Annotated in this window: 13 protein-coding genes; 5 read left to right on the top strand and 8 right to left on the bottom strand. The window is 71.4% G+C overall.

Annotation, left to right across the window (positions count from 1 at the left end; all coding sequences use genetic code 11):
- The first annotated feature begins 106 nt into the window (after nucleotides 1-106).
- Complete coding sequence (locus GA0070620_RS03610; RefSeq protein WP_197677537.1) at nucleotides 107-697, top strand: XRE family transcriptional regulator; 591 nt, start codon at nucleotides 107-109, stop codon at nucleotides 695-697.
- 34 nt (nucleotides 698-731) lie between these two features.
- Here GA0070620_RS03610 and GA0070620_RS03605 read toward each other — a convergent pair whose 3' ends face one another.
- Nucleotides 732-1601, bottom strand: coding sequence for an alpha/beta fold hydrolase (locus GA0070620_RS03605; protein WP_091588553.1), 870 nt, complete (start codon nucleotides 1599-1601; stop codon nucleotides 732-734).
- Nucleotides 1602-1738: 137 nt separating this feature from the next.
- Here GA0070620_RS03605 and GA0070620_RS03600 point away from each other — a divergent pair, with 137 nt between their 5' ends.
- A complete protein-coding gene (locus GA0070620_RS03600; RefSeq protein ID WP_091588552.1) occupies nucleotides 1739-2449 on the top strand; it encodes a helix-turn-helix domain-containing protein in 711 nt (236 codons plus the stop codon).
- Here the strand turns inward: GA0070620_RS03600 and GA0070620_RS03595 are convergent.
- The 6 genes from GA0070620_RS03595 to GA0070620_RS03570 all read right to left on the bottom strand — a co-directional run bounded on the left by GA0070620_RS03595 (nucleotide 2431) and on the right by GA0070620_RS03570 (nucleotide 8844).
- Nucleotides 2431-3009, bottom strand: coding sequence for a dihydrofolate reductase family protein (locus GA0070620_RS03595; RefSeq protein WP_091588551.1), 579 nt, complete (start codon nucleotides 3007-3009; stop codon nucleotides 2431-2433). The genes GA0070620_RS03600 and GA0070620_RS03595 overlap by 19 nt on opposite strands.
- Before the next feature lie 196 nt (nucleotides 3010-3205).
- On the bottom strand, nucleotides 3206-4507 hold the full coding sequence (locus GA0070620_RS03590) for a hypothetical protein (protein WP_091588550.1): 1302 nt from the start codon (nucleotides 4505-4507) through the stop codon (nucleotides 3206-3208).
- A gap of 34 nt (nucleotides 4508-4541) precedes the next feature.
- On the bottom strand, nucleotides 4542-5696 hold the full coding sequence (locus tag GA0070620_RS03585) for a serine hydrolase domain-containing protein (RefSeq protein ID WP_091588549.1): 1155 nt from the start codon (nucleotides 5694-5696) through the stop codon (nucleotides 4542-4544).
- A gap of 3 nt (nucleotides 5697-5699) precedes the next feature.
- Nucleotides 5700-6527 carry a carbohydrate ABC transporter permease gene (locus GA0070620_RS03580; RefSeq protein ID WP_091588548.1) on the bottom strand — a complete coding sequence of 276 codons (828 nt, stop codon included), beginning with the start codon at nucleotides 6525-6527 and terminating at the stop codon, nucleotides 5700-5702.
- The gene (locus tag GA0070620_RS03575; protein WP_091588547.1) at nucleotides 6524-7489 is read right to left on the bottom strand and encodes a carbohydrate ABC transporter permease; all 966 of its coding nucleotides are present in this window, start codon (nucleotides 7487-7489) and stop codon (nucleotides 6524-6526) included. Before GA0070620_RS03575 ends, GA0070620_RS03580 begins: the two co-directional genes overlap by 4 nt.
- Nucleotides 7486-8844: an ABC transporter substrate-binding protein gene (locus GA0070620_RS03570; protein ID WP_091588546.1), complete on the bottom strand. Its 1359-nt coding sequence runs from the start codon at nucleotides 8842-8844 to the stop codon at nucleotides 7486-7488. Before GA0070620_RS03570 ends, GA0070620_RS03575 begins: the two co-directional genes overlap by 4 nt.
- Nucleotides 8845-9191: 347 nt before the next feature.
- On the opposite strand from GA0070620_RS03570, the gene GA0070620_RS03565 reads away from it, so the two are divergent.
- From GA0070620_RS03565 to GA0070620_RS03555, 3 genes are all read left to right on the top strand, one after another.
- A complete protein-coding gene (locus GA0070620_RS03565) occupies nucleotides 9192-10220 on the top strand; it encodes a LacI family DNA-binding transcriptional regulator (protein ID WP_091588545.1) in 1029 nt (342 codons plus the stop codon).
- 71 nt (nucleotides 10221-10291) lie between these two features.
- Nucleotides 10292-11218, top strand: coding sequence for a family 43 glycosylhydrolase (locus tag GA0070620_RS03560; RefSeq protein ID WP_091588544.1), 927 nt, complete (start codon nucleotides 10292-10294; stop codon nucleotides 11216-11218).
- A 333-nt stretch (nucleotides 11219-11551) separates the two neighbouring features.
- The gene (locus GA0070620_RS03555; protein ID WP_091588543.1) at nucleotides 11552-14287 is read left to right on the top strand and encodes a beta-L-arabinofuranosidase domain-containing protein; all 2736 of its coding nucleotides are present in this window, start codon (nucleotides 11552-11554) and stop codon (nucleotides 14285-14287) included.
- Nucleotides 14288-14421: 134 nt separating this feature from the next.
- Here GA0070620_RS03555 and GA0070620_RS03550 read toward each other — a convergent pair whose 3' ends face one another.
- Nucleotides 14422-17415 (bottom strand): glycoside hydrolase family 95 protein, encoded by a 2994-nt coding sequence (locus GA0070620_RS03550; RefSeq protein ID WP_091588542.1) that lies wholly within the window; start codon nucleotides 17413-17415, stop codon nucleotides 14422-14424.
- Nucleotides 17416-17702 lie beyond the last annotated feature (287 nt).

Raw genomic sequence — 17702 nt, 5'->3', positions numbered from 1 at the left:
GCCATCCCCGCGGCGACCGTCCGTCGCCCCGGCTCGACGGTAACGCGGCATCCCCGTACGGCAAGGGTTGTTGCGGTTTTCGCAAGATCCTGCCTAGCATCGGGTCGTGTCCCAGGCCGAACTGTCGGACGTCGTCCGCCAACGCATCCGCGGGCTGCGGCAGGCGCGGGGCTGGAGCCTCGATGCCCTCGCCACCCGCTGCCGCATCAGCCCCTCGACGCTGAGCCGGATCGAGACCGGTCACCGGCGGATCGACCTCGACCAGCTCGTCGGGCTCGCCCGGGCCCTCGACACCACGATCGACCAGCTCGTGGAGCCCGTCGACGACGCCGACGTGATCATCCGGCCGGTGCGCCACCAGGAAGCCGGCCTCACCACCTGGGTGCTCTCGCGGGACGAGGCGCGGCACGGCGGCCGCCTGGTGGCCAAGATGCGGATCACGCCCGAGCGGCGCACCGGGCCAGGGCACCTGGCCGTTCACCCGGGACGGGAGTGGTTCACCGTGCTCGCCGGGGCGGCGCTGCTGCACCTCGGCGATCGGCGGATGACGGTCGGCGTGGGCGAGGCCGCCGAGTTCTCCACCATGATCCCGCACTCCATCGGCGCGCTCGGCGGGCCGGTGGAGATCCTCACCATGTTCGACCAGGACGGGGAGCGGGCCCACGCCGAGTCCTCCGGCGACGCTCCCCCGGGGTGACCGCCGGATCGCCCACTCCCCCTCCGGTCGTCCGTCAGTCGCCCGCCAGGACGTCGCGCAGCCTGCGGGCGAAGGCCTCGGGCTGGCCCGGGTAGCCGGACTCGGGCCCGAGGAAGCCTCCGTGGTGGCTGGGGAACACGGTCACCTGCTGGCCGAGCAGCTCGGCGACGACCCGCGAGGTGCGGTCGGTGAGGATGCCCGTCGACTCCGCACCGACGGCGATCACGATGCGGGTCGGCGCGGCGGCCAGCGCCGCCACGTCCGGGCGGTAGCTGATGACGGCCGAGGACTGGTCCGACAGCAACGGGTCGCCCCGGGAACCGTCGTCCTCGCTCGGCAGGCCGAACTGACCGGGATCCGGCGCGGGCCGGGCGAAGTACTCGTCGGTGAACTCGCCCTGCCAGGAGGTCATGGTGATGAAGGCCGCCATGCCCGCGCCCCACCCCTTCGCCTCGTACACCTCGCGGACGCCGGCGCTGGCGCGCTCGGCGGCCGCCGCGTCGGGGAGCACCGCGATCAGTGGCGGCTCGTGGGCCACGAGGGTGATCACGTCGTGCGGATGGGCCGCCACCAGCGTCAGCGCGGTCACCGCACCACCACTGCTGGCGAACATCTCGACCGGGCCGGCGCCCAGCTCCTCGATCACGGCGTGCAGGTCGGCCGCCTGGACCCCGGGGTCGTGGTCGACCCGGCCGTCCCGCCGGGTGCTGCGGCCGAGGCCCCGCGGGTCGTAGGTGACCACCGTACGGTCGGGAAAGTGCGGAACCAGGGCCGCGAAGCCACTGGCGTCCATCGGTTGGCCGATCATGAACAGGGGTGGGCGTCCGTCGGCGGTGGGCAGCGGGCCGTGCACGTCGTACACGATGTCGGCGTCGGTGGTCTGAAACGTGCGGGTGTTCGTCATGACCGTGGTGACTCCCTCTGCGGTGAGAACTCATCGGTCTCAACGGCGGGAATCGCGTAATGGTCCGCCCCGACCGCGTCGGACACGTCGATCTCGGCGGGTCACCCGGACGGCCAGGGACTGGTTATCCTCCGGCGGTGGGGCTGCGGTTCACGACGCGCGCGTCCGACTCGGCCTGGGTCGACGCCGTGTGGACCTGCGCGAGCGAGCGGGTCACCGAGATGACCTCCGTCGCGACCGCGTGCTGGGGCCTGGTGTTCTGGCAACGCGAGGGCCGGGCGTACGCGACCGTCACCGGCCCCGAGACCAGGGCCGGCACCGCGCCGGTGCCCGAGGGCGCGACCTTCGTCGGCATCGAGTTCGCCGTGGGCACGTCGCTGCGGGTCGTGCCCACGCCGACGCTGGTCGACGGGGGTGCCGTGCTCCCCGACGCCACACGCCGCACCTTCCTGCTGGACGGTGTCCGGTGGGAGACGCCCGGCCCCGACGACGCCGAGGCCCTGGTCGAGCGGCTCGTCCGCGCCGGCACCGTGCTACGGGACCCACTGGTCACCGAGGTCCGCCGGGGCCACGATCCGGACGTCTCGACGCGCACCGTCGAGCGCCGGTTCCGCGCGGCGACCGGTCTCACCCAGGGCGCCGTCCGGCAGATCGAACGCGTCCGCGAGGCGTCGGCGCTGCTGGCCGGGGGCACCCCGGTCCCCGAGGTGGTCTCCCGGCTGGCCTATTTCGACGAGTCGCACCTGGCCCGCGCGCTGCAGCGGTACGTCGGGCGTACGGCGCGGCAACTGCGTACGGGCAGCGGCGGCGCGATCGGCCTCGACCTGAATCACTCGACGACGTCGTAGATCAGTTTGACGACGCCGTTGGAGTAGGCGGCGGAGTCCCGCAGGCGCAGCACCTGCTTGTCCCGGTCCGCGTCGCTGAACAGACCCTTCCCGGCGCCCAGCAGCACCGGAAACACGAGCAGGTGGTAGCGGTCGATCAGACTCGCGTCCGCCAGGCGGCGGGCGAGCTGCGCGCTTCCGTGGATGAAGATGGCGCCGCCCTCGCTCTTCTTGAGCGCGGCGACGTCGTCGGTCGAACGCAGGATCGTCGTCGGCCCCCAACCCGCCACGAGCGCGTCCTCGGGCAGGCTGCTCGACACCACGTACTTCGGCAGGTCCTTGTAGACGGCGTGGTCCGCCGACTCACGCCACAGGGGCGCGAACGTCTCGTAACTGCGGCGGCCGAACATCAGCGCCGTGGTCTCCGCCAACTCCTCGCCCTTGAGCGAGAAGGCCTCCGGCACGAACTCGATGTCCTGGACCACCCAGCCGCCGCTGCGGTGGTCCTCACCCGGCCCTCCGCCCGGCGAGTCCAGCACGCCGTCGAGCGACATGAACCCGGTGTAGACCAGATCACGCATCGGTTCTTCTCTCCTCACGGTCAGGCGACGAGGTCCGTCCGGGCGGCGCGTGACCGGTTCGGCGACGCACGCCCGTGGTGGGTGTGCGGCCATGCTAGGAACCGGACTCCGCGCCCGTCTTGGACAGAAACGACGCCCGGGTCGACGACGGGCCGTGCCGGGAAGCCCGGCACGGCCCGCTCCGCCACGGACGGGGTCAGCGTCGGTCGAGCAACCAGCGCAGGATGGCGGCGTCCTCGTAGGTCGGGCCGTACGCGGCGTGGTAGTCGGGCTGGCTGAAGGCCTCGTTGCCGTACTCGGTGTACTGCACCAGCTCGGCGATCTGCTGCGGCGTCCGGCCCGCCGCCGCGTACGCGCTCTCCAGCGCCGCACGTGAGTTGCGGCCCAGTGAGATGTTCAGCAGGTGGTCGTTGACGCCGTGGGTGATCCAGACCGGGATCTCGGCGGCGGCGATCGCCGTCGCCTGCGCGGCGCTGACCTGGAACCCGCCGGTGACCAGGCCGGCGGTCCAGAGGTCCGGTCGGGTCGCCATCGACTGCCACAGCAGCTGGGAGCCGTAGGAGACCGTGGTGCCGTAGACACGGCCGCGGTCGACCGGGTGGTCCTTCACGAACTGGTCGATCAGCTTGTTGAGGAGGTCGGCCTCGGCGGCGGCGCCGACCCGCTGGTTCTGCGGCGCCAGGACGATGACGTCCTCGTCGGTCCCGGTCCACGACCTCTGCAGCCAGGCGGTGGCCGGGATGTCCGCCGCGATCTGCACGCCGGTGTTGTCGCCGTCCCAACCCATGCCGTGGCCGGGCAGGACCACCATCAGCGGGTACGTCCGCCCCGGCTGGACGTTCTTCGGCAGGTGGTAGTGGTACGGGAGGACCATGCCACCGCTGAGGAACGAGCCGTAGCGGAAGTCGTCGACCAGCAGGTTGAACGGCTTCTCGGTCATCGGGCGGGACTGCTTCGGCGTCGCCCTCGCGAGCACCGGTCCACGCCCCTTGCCGTCGCCGGGCTGGCCGTGCACGTCCTTGCGCTGGACCACGCGGGTGGGCAGCTCCGGGTTGACCTTCACCGTGCACAGGAAGGTCGGGCACTTGGAGACGATGACGGTGTTGCCCTTCCCGTCTGCCGGGTCGAGTTCGACGATCACGTACCGGCCGCGGACCGCCTGTTGGTCGGGGCGGGTCCGGGGCTCGTCGTTGGTGTAGACCCGGCTGATCGTCCGCTCCGCCGTGCTGGGCAGGTCCTCGATGGGGTTGAAGCGGAAGTTGTAGACGGTGTCCGTGACCGAGAAGGTGCCGGTGTCGAGGGTGCGGGGGTTGACGGTGCCGCCGTACTCGATGGCGACGGCCGACACCTGCTGGCCGTAGGTGTAGACCTGGGTGATGGGGGTGATGCCGAGGATCCCGTCGCGGGCGGTGTCCGGCTCACCGGCGTACGCGATCCCGGCCGAGGTCAGCACCATGGTGCCGGCGAGCAGGGCGACCACCTTCGTGCGGAGGTTCATGCGCCTCCATCCCTTCTGTTGTGGGGGAACCCGGTCACGCGCCGAGGCAGGCCCGCACGGCGGCGGTGAGCCGGTTGGCGCGCTGGTCGTCGACGTCGCCCATCTGGTTCACGACGTACGCGAAGCCGACCTGGTGTTCGTCGTCGCCGAAGGCGAGGTGCCCACCGGCGCCGTCGTGCCCGAAGCTGCGCTCGCCGAGCAGGGGCCGGGCCGGTGCCGAGTGCAGCAGGAACCCGGTCCCCCAGCGCTGCCCGGTGTCCGGTGGGCCGTACCGCTGCTGGCCGCGGGCTCGGACCGTCGTCGCGTCGTCGACCGACGCGGGGGTAAGCAGGCGCGGACCGTCGACCTCGGACACGCAGGCGGCGTAGAGGCGGGCCAGGCCGTCGGCCGTGCTGACCGCGCCGGCGCCGGGGATACCGGCGGCCTGGATCCCCGAGTCGTTGAAGCTGACCAGCCCGTCCTCGTCCGCCGGGAACGCGAAGGCACCGCCCATGGTGAGGCCACGTTCGGCGACCGGGTCGAGGTCGGCGGTCGCGGAGGCCGGCGGCGCGAGGGTCCAGGCGACCGTGTCCCGCTCGGCGACGGGAAGCCCGATCCAGGTCCGCAGGCCCAACGGCCGGGCGAGGGCGTCGGCGAAGAACCGCCCGGGCAGCTGGCCGGTGATCCGGTGGATGATCTCACCGACCAGCCAGCCGTACGTCATGGCGTGGTAGCTGTGGGCCGTCCCCGGGTGCCACAGCGGCGCCTGGTCCTCGATCGCCTCGATGACCGTCTCCCAGGACAGGACCTCCTCCCTGGTGAGGGGGCGGTCCAGCGCGGGGAGCCCGGACTGGTGGGTGAACAGCCACCGGACCGGGATCTCGTCCTTGCCGTGCCGGCCGAACGCGGGCCAGTAGCGGGTCACCGGTGCGTCGAGGTCCAGCTCACCCCGCTGCACCAGCAGGTACGCGCAGACGGCGAGGATGCCCTTGGTGCAGGAGAAGACGACCGCGGGGGTCCGCGCCGTCCAGGGTCGGCCGGAGCGGGCGTCGGCGACACCGCCGTGCAGGTCGACGACCTTGCGACCGCCGACGTACAGGACGACCGCGGCACCCACCTCGCCCCGGCTGGCGAAGTTGTCGCGGAAGACGTCGGCGACCGGGCCGAAGCCCTCGTCGGCCGCGCCGTGGATCCGTGGTTGCGTGGACACTCGCTATCCCTTCAGGGACCCCTGGATCAGGGCCTTGATGAACTGCCGTTGGAAGATCAGGAACACGATCAGGGTCGGTGTGAGGATCAGCAGCGATCCGGCGCAGAGCAGCACCAGGTCGGTTCCCCACTGGCCCTGGAAGGCGCCGAGCGCGCCGGCCATCGTCCGCTTGGTGGCGTCGTCGACGAGCACGATGGCGAGGAGGAACTGGTTCCAGGTCCACAGGAACAGCAGGATCGTCAGCGACGCGATGGCCGGGCGGGCGAGCGGCACCTGGACCCGCCAGAACAACTGCCAGGTGCTGCTGCCGTCGACCCGGGCGGCCTCGGACAGCTCGCGGGGCACGGTGATGAAGTGCGCCCGCATCCAGTAGACGGCGAACGGCATGTAGAGGCCGATGAGCGGCAGGATGATGGCCCATCGGGTGTTGAGCAGGCCGAGGTCGCGCATCTGGTAGTACAGCGGGGTGACCACGGCCTCGAACGGCAGGGTCAGGCCGAGCAGGAGCAGCGCGAAGGCGAACCGCCCGCCGGGCACCCCGAGGTGACCGAGCCCGAAGCCGGCCATGGTCGCGATGACCACCGCGATCGGGACGACACCGGCCACGATGATCAGGCTGGACCGCAGCAGGGCGCCCATGTTGGCGGCGGTGAAGGCGTCGACGAAGTTGCCCCACTGCGGGTCCGCCGGCCAGGTCAGACCGGTGGGCACGGTGCCCCTGGGTTGCAGCGCCGCCGAGAGCATGCTGACGAACGGCAGGAGCGTGACGAGGGCCAGGGCGATCAGGAAGATCCGCCCGGTCAGGCGCTCGCTGCGGCTGACGAGGTTCACGCCTTCTCCTCCCGGGTCAGTCGCTGGATCGGCAGGACGCACAGCAGCACCAGCGCCATGAGGACGACGGCCAGCGCGGAGGCGAGCCCGACCTGGCGCTGGGAGAACGCGAGCCGGTAGATCTCCAGGCCGGGCACGGTGGTCTGCAGCCCGGGACCGCCGCTGGTCGAGATGTAGACGATGTCGAAGCTGGCCAGGGCGGCGATGATGGTCACGGTGAGGCACACGCCGATCTCCTGGCGGAGGCTGGGCAGGGTCACCGCGAGGAACTCGCGTACGGGCCCGGCGCCGTCGATGCGGGCGGCCTCGTAGAGCGCCGGGTCGATCTTGCTCATGCCGGTGACCAGCAGGATGGTGCAGAGACCGAGGCTGACCCACGCGCCGATGACCCCCACCGAGGGCAGCGCGGTGTCGAAGTCACCGAGCCAGGCCCGGGTCGTGCCGCCCAGGCCGACCGCGCGCAGCGCCTGGTTGACCAGTCCGTCGGTGGAGAACATCCAGCTCCACGCGATGCCCGCCGCGACCAGGGGGATCACCTGCGGCAGGAACAGCACGGTCCGCACGGTGGTGCCGAGCGGGCCGGCGGTGATCCGGCGGACGACGCTGGCCACCAGCAGCCCGAGGACCACCGGAATGAAGCTGAAGAAGAGGATCAGGACGAACGCGTTCGAGATGATCTTCAGGAGATCCCGGTCGGTGAAGACGGTGACGTAGTTGTCGAGTCCGGCCCAGCGAGAGGCGCCGATCCCGTTCCAGTGGTACAGGGAGTACTGCGCCGTCAGCAGGAGCGGACGCAGCACGAAGATCCCGTACATCAACAGGGCGGGCAGGACCCACAACCAGCCGGACCACCGGCCCGGCCGACCACGCCGCCGCCGCGGCCGCCCGTGCGGTCCGGGTCCGGACCCGCCGGGCCGGCGCGTGGCCGGCCCGGCGGGTGCGCTGCCGAGGGCAGACGTCATCGGGACAGTTCCTTCGCGTACTCGGCCTGGACCGCCTTGACGTAACCCTCCGGGGTCTGCTGCCCGGCGACCAGCTTCTGCATCTCGGGGGTGATGGCGGCGGCGAAGATGCCGCCGGTGGCGTTCGCGGTGAAGTCCACCGCCCCGTTCTCCGCGCCCAGCTGCTGCGAGGCCTTCAGGGTCGCGGCCAGCACGGTGCCCTCCGACACGGGCGGGAGGGCCAGGTCGCTCGGGCCGCCCGGGTGCGAGCCGCCCACCGTCACCGAGATCTCCCGGGCCTTGGCGTTGGTGTGCGCCCAGTTGAGGAAGAACGCGGCGGCGTCCGGGTTCTTGGCCTTCGCGCCGACGCCGAACGTGTTGGGCGCGGACATCGCCACGTGCTTGGCGCCGGCGGCCTCGCCGGGGAACAGGAAGAAGCCGACCTTGCCGGCCATGTTCTTGTCGAGGTTGCCCGACTCCCAGTCGCCGTTGAACATGAACAGGCCGTTGCCCTTCTGGAACTCGCCCATCATCGCGGTGTAGTCGATGGCGTTGGCGTCCTTGGGGAAGTACCCGGCCTGGGCCCACCGCTGGATGGTCTGGGTGGCCTTGAGCGCCGCCGGAGTGTCGAAGGTGGCGCCCGGCTTCTGGAAGATCCAGTCCGCGACCTGGGTGGGGTCGCCGAACTGGTTCTGCAGCGCCTGGTGCGGGAAGTTGATGCCGGCCGTGTTCTTGTTGAACTGCATGATCGGCTGCAGTCCGGCGGTCTTGGCCTTCGCCAGCAGCTCCTCGAACTCCGCGATCGTGGCCGGCGGCTGCGTCATCCCCACCTGTGCGGCCTGCTGCTTGTTGTAGAAGACGCCGGTGACGCTGTAGCCCAGGCCCAGCCCGTACAGCGACCCGGTGCCGCGCACGGCTCCGCCGTCGGCCAGGCGCAGCTGCACCAGCTGGGAGGCCGGGAAGGTGTTCCACTTGTACGCCTCGACGTACGGGTCGAGGTTCTTCAGCAGCCCGTCCTTCACCAGGTCGACCATGGTGGGCAGCCGGATGATGTCGGGGGCGTTGTCGGAGGCGAGCACCCGCGGCGCGTTCTCGGTGATGACGGTGAACTGGTCCTCGCGGATGTTGAACGTGACGTTCGGGTGCTGCCTGGTGAACTCGTCGGCCAGCGCCTTGGCCAGCGGGAAGCCGGTCTCGGCGTACATCTCCAGGGTTATCGGCGCGGTCCCCAGCTCGGTGCTGACCGTCCGGTCGCTGTCATCGGTGGTCTGGCTCTCTCCCGGCGCACTGCAGGCGGCGGCCAGCAGGCTGGCGCCCAGGAGCGGGACCAGCAACGCCAGACCGCGTCGCGAGAGTCTGGTCGAGGATTCCGGCACGTCTGTCACTCCTTCTTCACGGCGCGCCGCGCCGACGGCACCCGTCGGCGCGTGCGCCGGGTCTGTCGGTGGTCGCGGACGGAACGGCGGTCCGGAGCCGGACCAACGCCCGACTTCCAGGTCCCGGGTGCCCGTCCGCGACGAACGGCGAGGGGAGCTAAACTGATTTAGCAGAGAATGCGCGCGGCGGATGCGTGTGTCAAGGACGAGTTCGCAACGAGTCGGAAACGGCCTGTTCACGCCGACAGGTCCGGGCCCACCGACCGGGCGATGTCGGACGCGACCCCTCGGCGCATGATGTTGGCAGCGGTGACGCCGGGGGGCGTCGCCCCCGATCCGGAGGTGCCATGGGCCAGAAGCGAGCCACCCTGGCGGACGTGGCGCGGTTGGCCGGGCTCTCCAAGACCACCGCGTCGATGGTCCTCAACGGGCGCGAGGGCACCCGGTTGTCCGCCGAGGCCCACCAACGCGTCTTCGCCGCCGCCGAGGAGCTCGGGTACCGGCCGAACGTGGCGGCGCGGAGCCTGCGTACGCGCAAGACCGCCACCATCGCCTTCGTCTCCGACATCGTCGCCACCACCCGGTTCGCCGGTGGCCTGATCCGGGGAGCCCTCGATGCCGCCCGGGAGCGGGACCACGTCCTGCTCATCACGGAGACGCAGGGCGACGCCGCGTTCGAGCGGTACGCCATCGAGGCGATGCTCGACCGCCAGGTCGACGGCGTGATCTACGCCGCCATGGCCAGCCGGCGGCTCACCGTGCCGGACGCCATCCTCGGCGGCCCGGTCGTCCTGCTCAACGCCACCAGCGGGGAGGACCTGCCCAGCGTCCTGCCCGACGACGAGCGCGCCGGGGCCGCCGTCACCGAGATCCTGCTGCGGCAGGGGCACCACGACCACATCGCGCTCATCGGCCGCAACGAGCTCAAGGAGAGCGACCCGGAGGTCTCGATCGCCGCCGGAGCCCGGCTGCGGGGCGTACGGTCGGCGCTCGCCGCCGCGGGCGTGGGCCTGTTCGCCGAGTGCTTCTGCGTCGACTGGTTGCCCGAGCACGGGTACGCGGCGATGCGCACACTGCTGTCCCGCTCACCGCGGCCCAGCGCGGTGATCTGCATGAACGACCGCCTGGCCTTCGGCGCCTACCAGGCACTCGGCGAGGCCGGGCTGTCGGTCCCCGGCGACGTCTCGGTGGTCTCCTTCGACGACGACCCCATAGCCGCCTGGCTGCGCCCCGGGCTGACCACCGCCGCGCTGCCGCATGAGCGGATGGGACGACGCGCGGTGGAGATCCTGCTCGACGGCGGCGCCGCCGGGCCGTCGCTGGTACCGATGCCGCTGCGTCGCCGCCGGTCCACCGCCGTGCCCGCGGCGCGCTGAGCGGGTCTCCATAACCGGGACGCCGGGTGGGCCGGTCGCCGCTAAACCGGTTTACTGCTAGGTTTCCCGCCATGCTGCGACTTCCGGACCACTGGGTGTGGGACAGCTGGTACGTCAGGGACGACGACGGCCGGTGGCACGCGTTCTTCCTGCGCGCCTCACGAGCCCTGCACGACCCGGACCGCCGGCACCTGCGGGCGACCATCGGCCACGCCGTCTCGACCGACCTGCGCACCTGGGAGCTGACCGCCGACGCGCTGGTGCCGGCCGACTCCCCCGCCTTCGACGACCTGGCCACCTGGACCGGCTGCACGGTGCGCGGACCGGACGGGCGCTGGTACCTGTACTACACGGGCGTCTCACGAGCCGAGGACGGCCTCGTCCAGCGCATCGGCCTGGCCGTCTCCGACGACCTGGTCACCTGGCACCGACACGGGACCGGTCCGCTCGTGGAGGCCGATCCGACCTGGTACGAACTGCTCGATCGCGACGCGTGGTACGAACAGGCCTGGCGGGACCCCTGGGTCTTCCCGGACCCGGACGGCGACGGCTGGCACATGCTCGTCACCGCGCGCGCGAAGCACGGACCGGCGCGGGAGCGCGGCGTCGTCGGCCACGCCACCTCGCCGGACCTCCTCAGTTGGACGGTGCGGCCACCGCTGTCCACGCCTGCCGGATTCGGTCACCTGGAGGTCCCCCAGGTCGCGGTCGTCGACGGTCAGTCGGTCCTGCTGTTCTGCACCAACGCCATCGCCGATCCCGGCCGGGGCGACCACACCGTGTGGGTGGCGCCCGCGCCGTCCGTACGCGGCCCCTGGGACATCGCCGCCGCCCGCCCGGCCGGCCACCCCCACCTCTACGCGCCGCGGCTGGTCGAGGACGGTGACCGGGGCTGGGCCATGCTCGGCTTCGTCGACCGGGTCGACGGCGCCTTCGTCGGCGAGCTCAGCGATCCGGTTCCGTTCCACCTTCCGGCGTTCGACGCGGCGGTCCGCTAGGCCAGCGGTGGGCGGGTGGGGCCGGGGCCGGCGGGGACAACCCGCCGGCCCCGGCCTCCGCATGGGAGCGTCTTGCGTCGCCGCCAGGGCGTCAGTATGTTATCGATAACATCGATGTTTCCCCATGCTTACGTCGGTAACGGGCCAGCCGAATGGGGACGCTCCCATCGATCCCGCGCGGGCTCTGCCGCTCTGCGGCAGGCGACCCGCGCCACCCGGGACGGGCCGCGACGAGTCCCTCCGTCTCCCGCGCGCCACGCCGGCCCGACCGTCACCGGCGCCGTCCGGGGCCCGCCCCGCACACCACCCCGCCACCGCGTTTGGAGGCTCCGCATGTCCTCTCCCCCGCTCAACCGCCGGCTGCTGTTCAAGTCCGCCGGCGCCGCCGCCGTCGCGACCGCCGCGGGCGCCGCCGTGGCCGCCCCCGCCGGGGCGGCGCTGCCCCCGGTCCGGTCCGACATCGGCGTATCCGCGTACGCCTTCGAGCCCGGCCAGGTCCGGTTGACCGCCGGACGATGGCAGGACAACCAGAACCGCACCCTCACCTACCTGCGCTTCGTGGACGTCAACCGGCTGCTCTACAACTTCCGCGCCAACCACGGCCTCTCCACGGCCGGCGCCGCGCCGACCGGCGGCTGGGATGCTCCGACGTTCCCCTTCCGCACCCACATGCAGGGGCACTTCCTGACCGCCTGGGCCCACGCCTGGGCGGTGCTGGGCGACACCACCTGCCGGGACAAGGCCAACCAGATGGTGGCCGAGCTGGCGAAGTGCCAGGCCAACAACGCGGCCGTCGGCTTCACCGCCGGCTACCTGTCCGGCTTCCCGGAGTCCGACTTCACCGCCCTGGAGGCGCGGACGCTGAGCAACGGCAACGTGCCCTACTACTGCCTCCACAAGACCCTCGCCGGGCTGCTCGACGTCTGGCGTCTCGTCGGCAACACCCAGGCCCGCGACGTGCTGCTGGCCCTCGCCGGCTGGGTCGACTGGCGTACCGGCCGACTCACCGCCGCACAGACGCAGGCGATGCTCGGCACCGAGTTCGGCGGCATGAACGCCGTCCTGACCGACCTCTACCAGCAGACCGGCACCGCCCGCTGGTTGACCGTGGCCCAGCGGTTCGACCACAACGCCGTGTTCAACCCGCTGGCGGCCAACACCGACCAGCTCAACGGGCTGCACGCCAACACGCAGGTACCCAAGTGGATCGGCGCGGCCCGGGAGTACAAGGCCACCGGGACCACCCGCTACCGGGACATCGCCAGCAACGCCTGGACCATGACCGTCAACGCGCACACCTACGTGATCGGCGGCAACAGCCAGGCCGAGCACTTCCGGGCGCCCCACGCCATCGCGGGCTACCTGCGCGCCGACACCTGCGAGGCGTGCAACACGTACAACATGCTCAAGCTGACCCGGGAGCTGTGGCTGCTGGACCCGAGCCGCGCGGCCTACTTCGACTTCTACGAGCGGGCGCTGCTCAACCACATGATCGGCCAGCAGAACCCGGCCGACAGCCACGGTCACGTCACCTACTTCACGCCGCTGCACCCGGGCGGCCGGCGCGGCGTCGGCCCGGCGTGGGGCGGTGGCACCTGGAGCACCGACTACAACTCCTTCTGGTGCTGCCAGGGCACCGGCCTGGAGACCAACACCACGCTGATGGACTCGATCTACTTCCACAACGGCACCACCCTGACGGTCAACCTGTTCATGCCGTCGGTGCTGACCTGGTCGCAGCGGGGCATCACCGTCACCCAGAGCACCACCTACCCGGTCAGCGACACCACCACGCTGACCGTCACCGGCTCGGTGGGCGGATCGTGGACGATGCGGATCCGGATCCCCGCCTGGACGAGCGGGGCCACGGTCAGCGTCAACGGCACACCGCAGACCATCGCCACGACACCGGGCAGCTACGCCAGCCTCACCCGCTCGTGGACCTCCGGCGACGTGGTCACGGTCCGGCTGCCGATGCGGGTCGTCCTGGCCGCCGCGAACGACAACGCCGCGGTGCAGGCGGTCACGTACGGCCCGGTGGTGCTCTCCGGGAACTACGGCAACACCAGCCTGAGCGGGCTGCCCACGTTGAACACCGCGTCGATCACCCGCACCAGCGGCAGCGCCCTGACGTTCACCGCGGTCGCCAACGGCGCCACCGTCAACCTCGGGCCCTTCTACGACGCCCACGGGCACAACTACACGGTCTACTGGAGCGGCGGGGGCGGCGGCGGCAACGACGCGACCTTCCGCCTCGCCAACGCCGCCAGTGGCCTGGTGCTCGGCATCCGGGACATGTCCACCGCCGACGGCGGGCTCGCCCTCCAGTGGGCCGACAGCGGCACCGCGGACCACGACTGGCAGCTCCTCGTCGACGCCTCGACCGTGCGGCTGCGCAACGCGCACAGCGGCAAGGTCCTCGGGGTGGAGAACATGTCCACCGCCGACGACGCGCGCGTCCTCCAGTGGACCGACAACGGCACCGCCGACCACAACTGGGCGATCGTCGACGTGGGCGACGGCACGCACAAGCTGCGCAACGCGCACACCGGCAAACTGCTGGCGATCTCGGGCGGTTCGACGAGTCAGGGCGCCCAGGCCGTGCAGGACCAGGACAACGGCGGACTGGACAACCAGTGGCGGTTCCTTCCCAACGGCGCCCGCCGCATCCAGAACCTCGCCAGTGGTCTCGTCCTGGGCGTGCAGAACATGTCGACCGCCGACGGCGGCCTGGTCATCCAGTGGGGCGACAGCGGCACCGCCGACCACCTGTGGACGGCGGTGGTCGACACCGGCGGGTACCTGCGGCTGCGCAACTCGCACAGCGGAAAGGTGCTCGGCGTGGAGGGCGGCGCGACCACCGCCGGTGCCCGGATCCTCCAGTGGACCGACAACGGCGCCGCCGACCAGCGCTGGCGGCTGCGGTACGGCGGCGGCGGCTACTTCCGCGTCCAGTGCGCCAACGGCGGCCGCGTCCTCGGGGTCAGCGGCGGCTCCGGCAGCCAGGGGGCGCAGGTCGTGCTCGGCAACGACAGCGGCGCGGCCGACCAGCGGTGGCGGTTCGTCTGATCCGAGGGACCCCGGGGTGGCCGGCAGCCACCCCGGGGTCTCCCCGGCCGCACCGGGGTCGTCGCGCCCGTCGCCCGCGCGGGCGTGGACGGTGCTCCGCCCGACGCCCGACGCCCGACGCCCGGCGGTCGGCGTCAGGCCCCGATCGCGATGGCGAAGATGTGCATCGTCGGCACACCGGCTGCCGGTCGGGCGCTGATGTTGGGCAGATCCACCCGGGTCACCGGCTTGTTCTGCAGTGTCACGCCCACGTAGTAGACGCACGCCGGGGTGGTCACGCGCTGGTTGCCCGGCCGGTTCTGGTACGCGGTCACGACGGCGGCGGTCCCACCGGCGTGCGGTCCGCCGTACCAGTCGGGCGTGCTGAGCGTGAACGTCTGGCGGGTGCCGTCGGTGTAGACCACCGCGCCGGTTCCGGAGACGGCGCCGTAGGTGCCGGTCAGGAGGAATCCGAGGGTGCGTCCGGTGCCGGTCACACTGACGGACTGCCCCGAGGCGATGGCGTTGTCCGCGCCGCCGGGGGCGACGGCGGGCCAACGGAACGCGATCCCGTTGCGGCTCAGCGTGGCACCGGGCGTTATGCCGGCCTGGGCCAGGGCCTGCGCCGAGAAGCTGGCGCCGTTGCCGTCGACGTTCCCGGCGTTGGTGTTGGTGTCGTTGCTCGTGCTGGCGTTGCTGAAGCTCTGCTCCAGCGTCGGTGTGGTCGCCGAGCCGGTCATCCGGTAGGTGCGTCCGGCTCGGACGGTCAGTTCGACGAGGTCGCTCTCGATCCGGGTGGTCTGGACCGACGTGCCGTCGGCGGTGTCGACGACGGTGTGGCTGCCCGCGAAGAGCCTTCCGCGCAGTCGTACGGTGCCGGCGCGGTCGGGACGGAGGAGGACCTCGCCGGCCTGGCCGTTGTTCCAGGTGATGCCGACGGTGTGCCCGCCGCGGGCCCGCAGGCCGCTCACCCGGCCGTTGGGCCAGGCCGACGGCAGCGCGGGCAGGACGTGCAGCTCGCCGATGTGGCTCTGCAGCAGCATCTCCGCGATGCCGGCCGTGGCGCCGAAGTTGCCGTCGATCTGGAACGGCGGGTGCAGGTCGAACATGTTCGGCGCGAGCCGGGCGGGGGTCGCGAGGTAACGGATCAGGTCGTGGGCCCGGTTGCCCTCCTCCATCCGTGCCCAGAAATTGATCTTCCAAGCCAACGACCAGCCGGTGCCGTCGTCGCCGCGCAGCTCCAGCGTCCGCCGTGCGGCCTGGAACAGCTGCGGGGTGCCGCGTCGGGTGATCTGGTTGCTCGGGGCCAACCCGTAGAGGTGCGAGATGTGCCGGTGGTTCTGCTCGGTCTCCACCCAGTCGTAGAGCCACTCCTGGATGTTGCCGCGCGCTCCCACCTTCATCGGTGGGAGCCGGTCCCGGGTGGCGCGGACCTGGGCCCGGAAGGTGGCGTCGACGTTGAGGATCTCACTCGCCCGGGCACAGGCGTCGAAGAGGTCGCGCAGGATCTGGTTGTCCATGGTGGGTCCGGCACACACGCTGGCGTCCTGGTGGTGCGCGATCTCCGGGGAGTTGGACGGGTTGGTGACGAGGTAGCCGAGGGTCGGCTCGGTGACCAGGGTGTCGAGGAAGAACTGTGCGGCCCCCTTCATCGCCGGGTAGTTGGCGCGCAGGAACTCGACGTCGCCGTTGAACAGGTAGTGGTCCCAGATCAGGGTGGCCAGCCAGGCCCCACCGGTCTGCCACATGCCCCAGAACGCGCCGTCCACCACCGAGGTGGCCCGCCACGCGTCGGTGTTGTGGTGGGTGACCCAGCCGCCGGCGCCGTACTGCACCTGGGCGGTCCGCGCCCCGGAGACGGCGAGGTCCCGAACCAGGTCGAAGACCGGACCGTGGCACTCGGCCAGGTTAGTGGTGTTCGCCGGCCAGTAGTTCATCGGCAGGTTGGCGTTGATGGTGTATTTCGAGTCCCACGCCGGTGTGAGCGAGTCGTTCCAGATGCCCTGGAGGTTCGCGGGCTGGGTGCCTGGACGCGAGGACGAGATGAGCAGGTATCGGCCGAACTGGAACAACAGCGCGGAGAACTGCGGGTCGGTGACGCTGTTGTGCTGGGCGATCCGGACGTCGGTGGGCTGGTCGGCGGCGGCGGTGCGACCCAGGTCGAGGCCGACCCGCCCGAACAGCGCCTGATAGTCGGCCACGTGCCGGGCGCGGAGCTGGTCGTAGCTGCTGGCCCGCGCGGCGCTCAGGTGCCGGCGCGCGATGCCCTGGTAGTCGCCTCCGACATTGCGGTAGTTGACGTAGCTGGAGCCGATCGAGATCAGCAGGGTCACGCTGGTGGCACCGGTGACCCGCAGGGTGCCGCCCGAGCTGGACACCGTGCCACCGCTCACGACGGCGTTGGCCAGGGCCAGGAAGCGGACGGCGCCGGTGACGCCCTCCTGGTTGCCGGAGATCCCGTCGAGGGCGATGGTGCTGCCGTCCGGGCTGGAGACGGTCGTACGCTGCGGGCTGTCGAAGGTCGCCGTGAACGTGATCGAGGCGGCCCGGTCGGCGGTCAGCCGCATCGCGATGATCTGGTCCGGCGCGCTGGCGAAGACCTCGCGCTGGTGTCGGACGCCGTTCACCACGTACGTCGTCGAGGTGGTCGCGGTGGTCAGGTCGAGGACCCGGTTGTACGCCGACGCCCCGCCCGAGGACGGGAAGGTCAGCCGGAGGTTGCCGACGGTCTGGTAGGCCAGCTGGCCACCGGGGTTGCCCATCATGTTCTGGTTGACCAGATTCTGGGCCTGGGTCCACTGGCCCGCGAAGACCAGCCGGCGGATCTCCGCCAGGGCCCCGGCGCCCCGGGGATTGCTGGGATCGTGTGGACCGCCGGCCCACACCGTGTCCTCGTTGAGTTGGAGTCGCTCGGCGTCGACGTTGCCGAACACCATCGCGCCGAGCCTGCCGTTGCCGATGGGCAGCGCGCGCAGCCAGTCGGCGCCCGCCGCCTCGTCGTACCAGAGCGCCAGGTCGCCGGCCGCCTGGACCTGCGGCGGTGCGGCCGCGTCGGCGCGTGCCACGGCGGTCCACGACAGCGGCAGCAGGGCGCCACCGGCTCCGGCTGCGCCGATCTTGAGAGCCTGGCGTCGGGTCAGGTCTGACATCGATCCTCCAAGTGGTGACCGGTCCGGCCACCTCGCGGCGCGAACGCGCGAAGTGCCGACAGGTGAATCGGCCGGTGGCGACTGGGGCGGCTCCGCCGGGCGGGCCACCGAGCGGCCCCGAAACAGCCAGACATCTGATGTGTTTCGGGAAGGTTACTGCCGAGCCACGGGATAGGCAATGGTCAATCGACGGCGGTGTCACCCAAGCGAAAACGAGTCAGGCCGACGACCGCCTGACCCTCCCGCGGCTCCCACCGCAGAACTCTCGACTAATACATCAGATGTCT

This window comes from Micromonospora krabiensis (assembly GCF_900091425.1).
In the GTDB taxonomy this organism is placed as follows: Bacteria; Actinomycetota; Actinomycetes; order Mycobacteriales; family Micromonosporaceae; genus Micromonospora; species Micromonospora krabiensis.
Note: the sequence above shows the minus strand (reverse complement) of the source record. Positions and strands in the feature narration are given on the sequence as shown.

What these genes read in the sequence shown, in the direction of transcription:
- GA0070620_RS03550 (WP_091588542.1), bottom strand. Translation starts at nt 17,415, where the DNA reads ATGTCAGACCTGACCCGACGCCAGGCTCTCAAGATCGGCGCAGCCGGA.
- GA0070620_RS03605 (WP_091588553.1), bottom strand. Translation starts at nt 1,601, where the DNA reads ATGACGAACACCCGCACGTTTCAGACCACCGACGCCGACATCGTGTAC.
- GA0070620_RS03595 (WP_091588551.1), bottom strand. Translation starts at nt 3,009, where the DNA reads ATGCGTGATCTGGTCTACACCGGGTTCATGTCGCTCGACGGCGTGCTG.
- GA0070620_RS03565 (WP_091588545.1), top strand. Translation starts at nt 9,192, where the DNA reads ATGGGCCAGAAGCGAGCCACCCTGGCGGACGTGGCGCGGTTGGCCGGG.
- GA0070620_RS03560 (WP_091588544.1), top strand. Translation starts at nt 10,292, where the DNA reads ATGCTGCGACTTCCGGACCACTGGGTGTGGGACAGCTGGTACGTCAGG.
- GA0070620_RS03590 (WP_091588550.1), bottom strand. Translation starts at nt 4,507, where the DNA reads ATGAACCTCCGCACGAAGGTGGTCGCCCTGCTCGCCGGCACCATGGTG.
- GA0070620_RS03555 (WP_091588543.1), top strand. Translation starts at nt 11,552, where the DNA reads ATGTCCTCTCCCCCGCTCAACCGCCGGCTGCTGTTCAAGTCCGCCGGC.
- GA0070620_RS03575 (WP_091588547.1), bottom strand. Translation starts at nt 7,489, where the DNA reads ATGACGTCTGCCCTCGGCAGCGCACCCGCCGGGCCGGCCACGCGCCGG.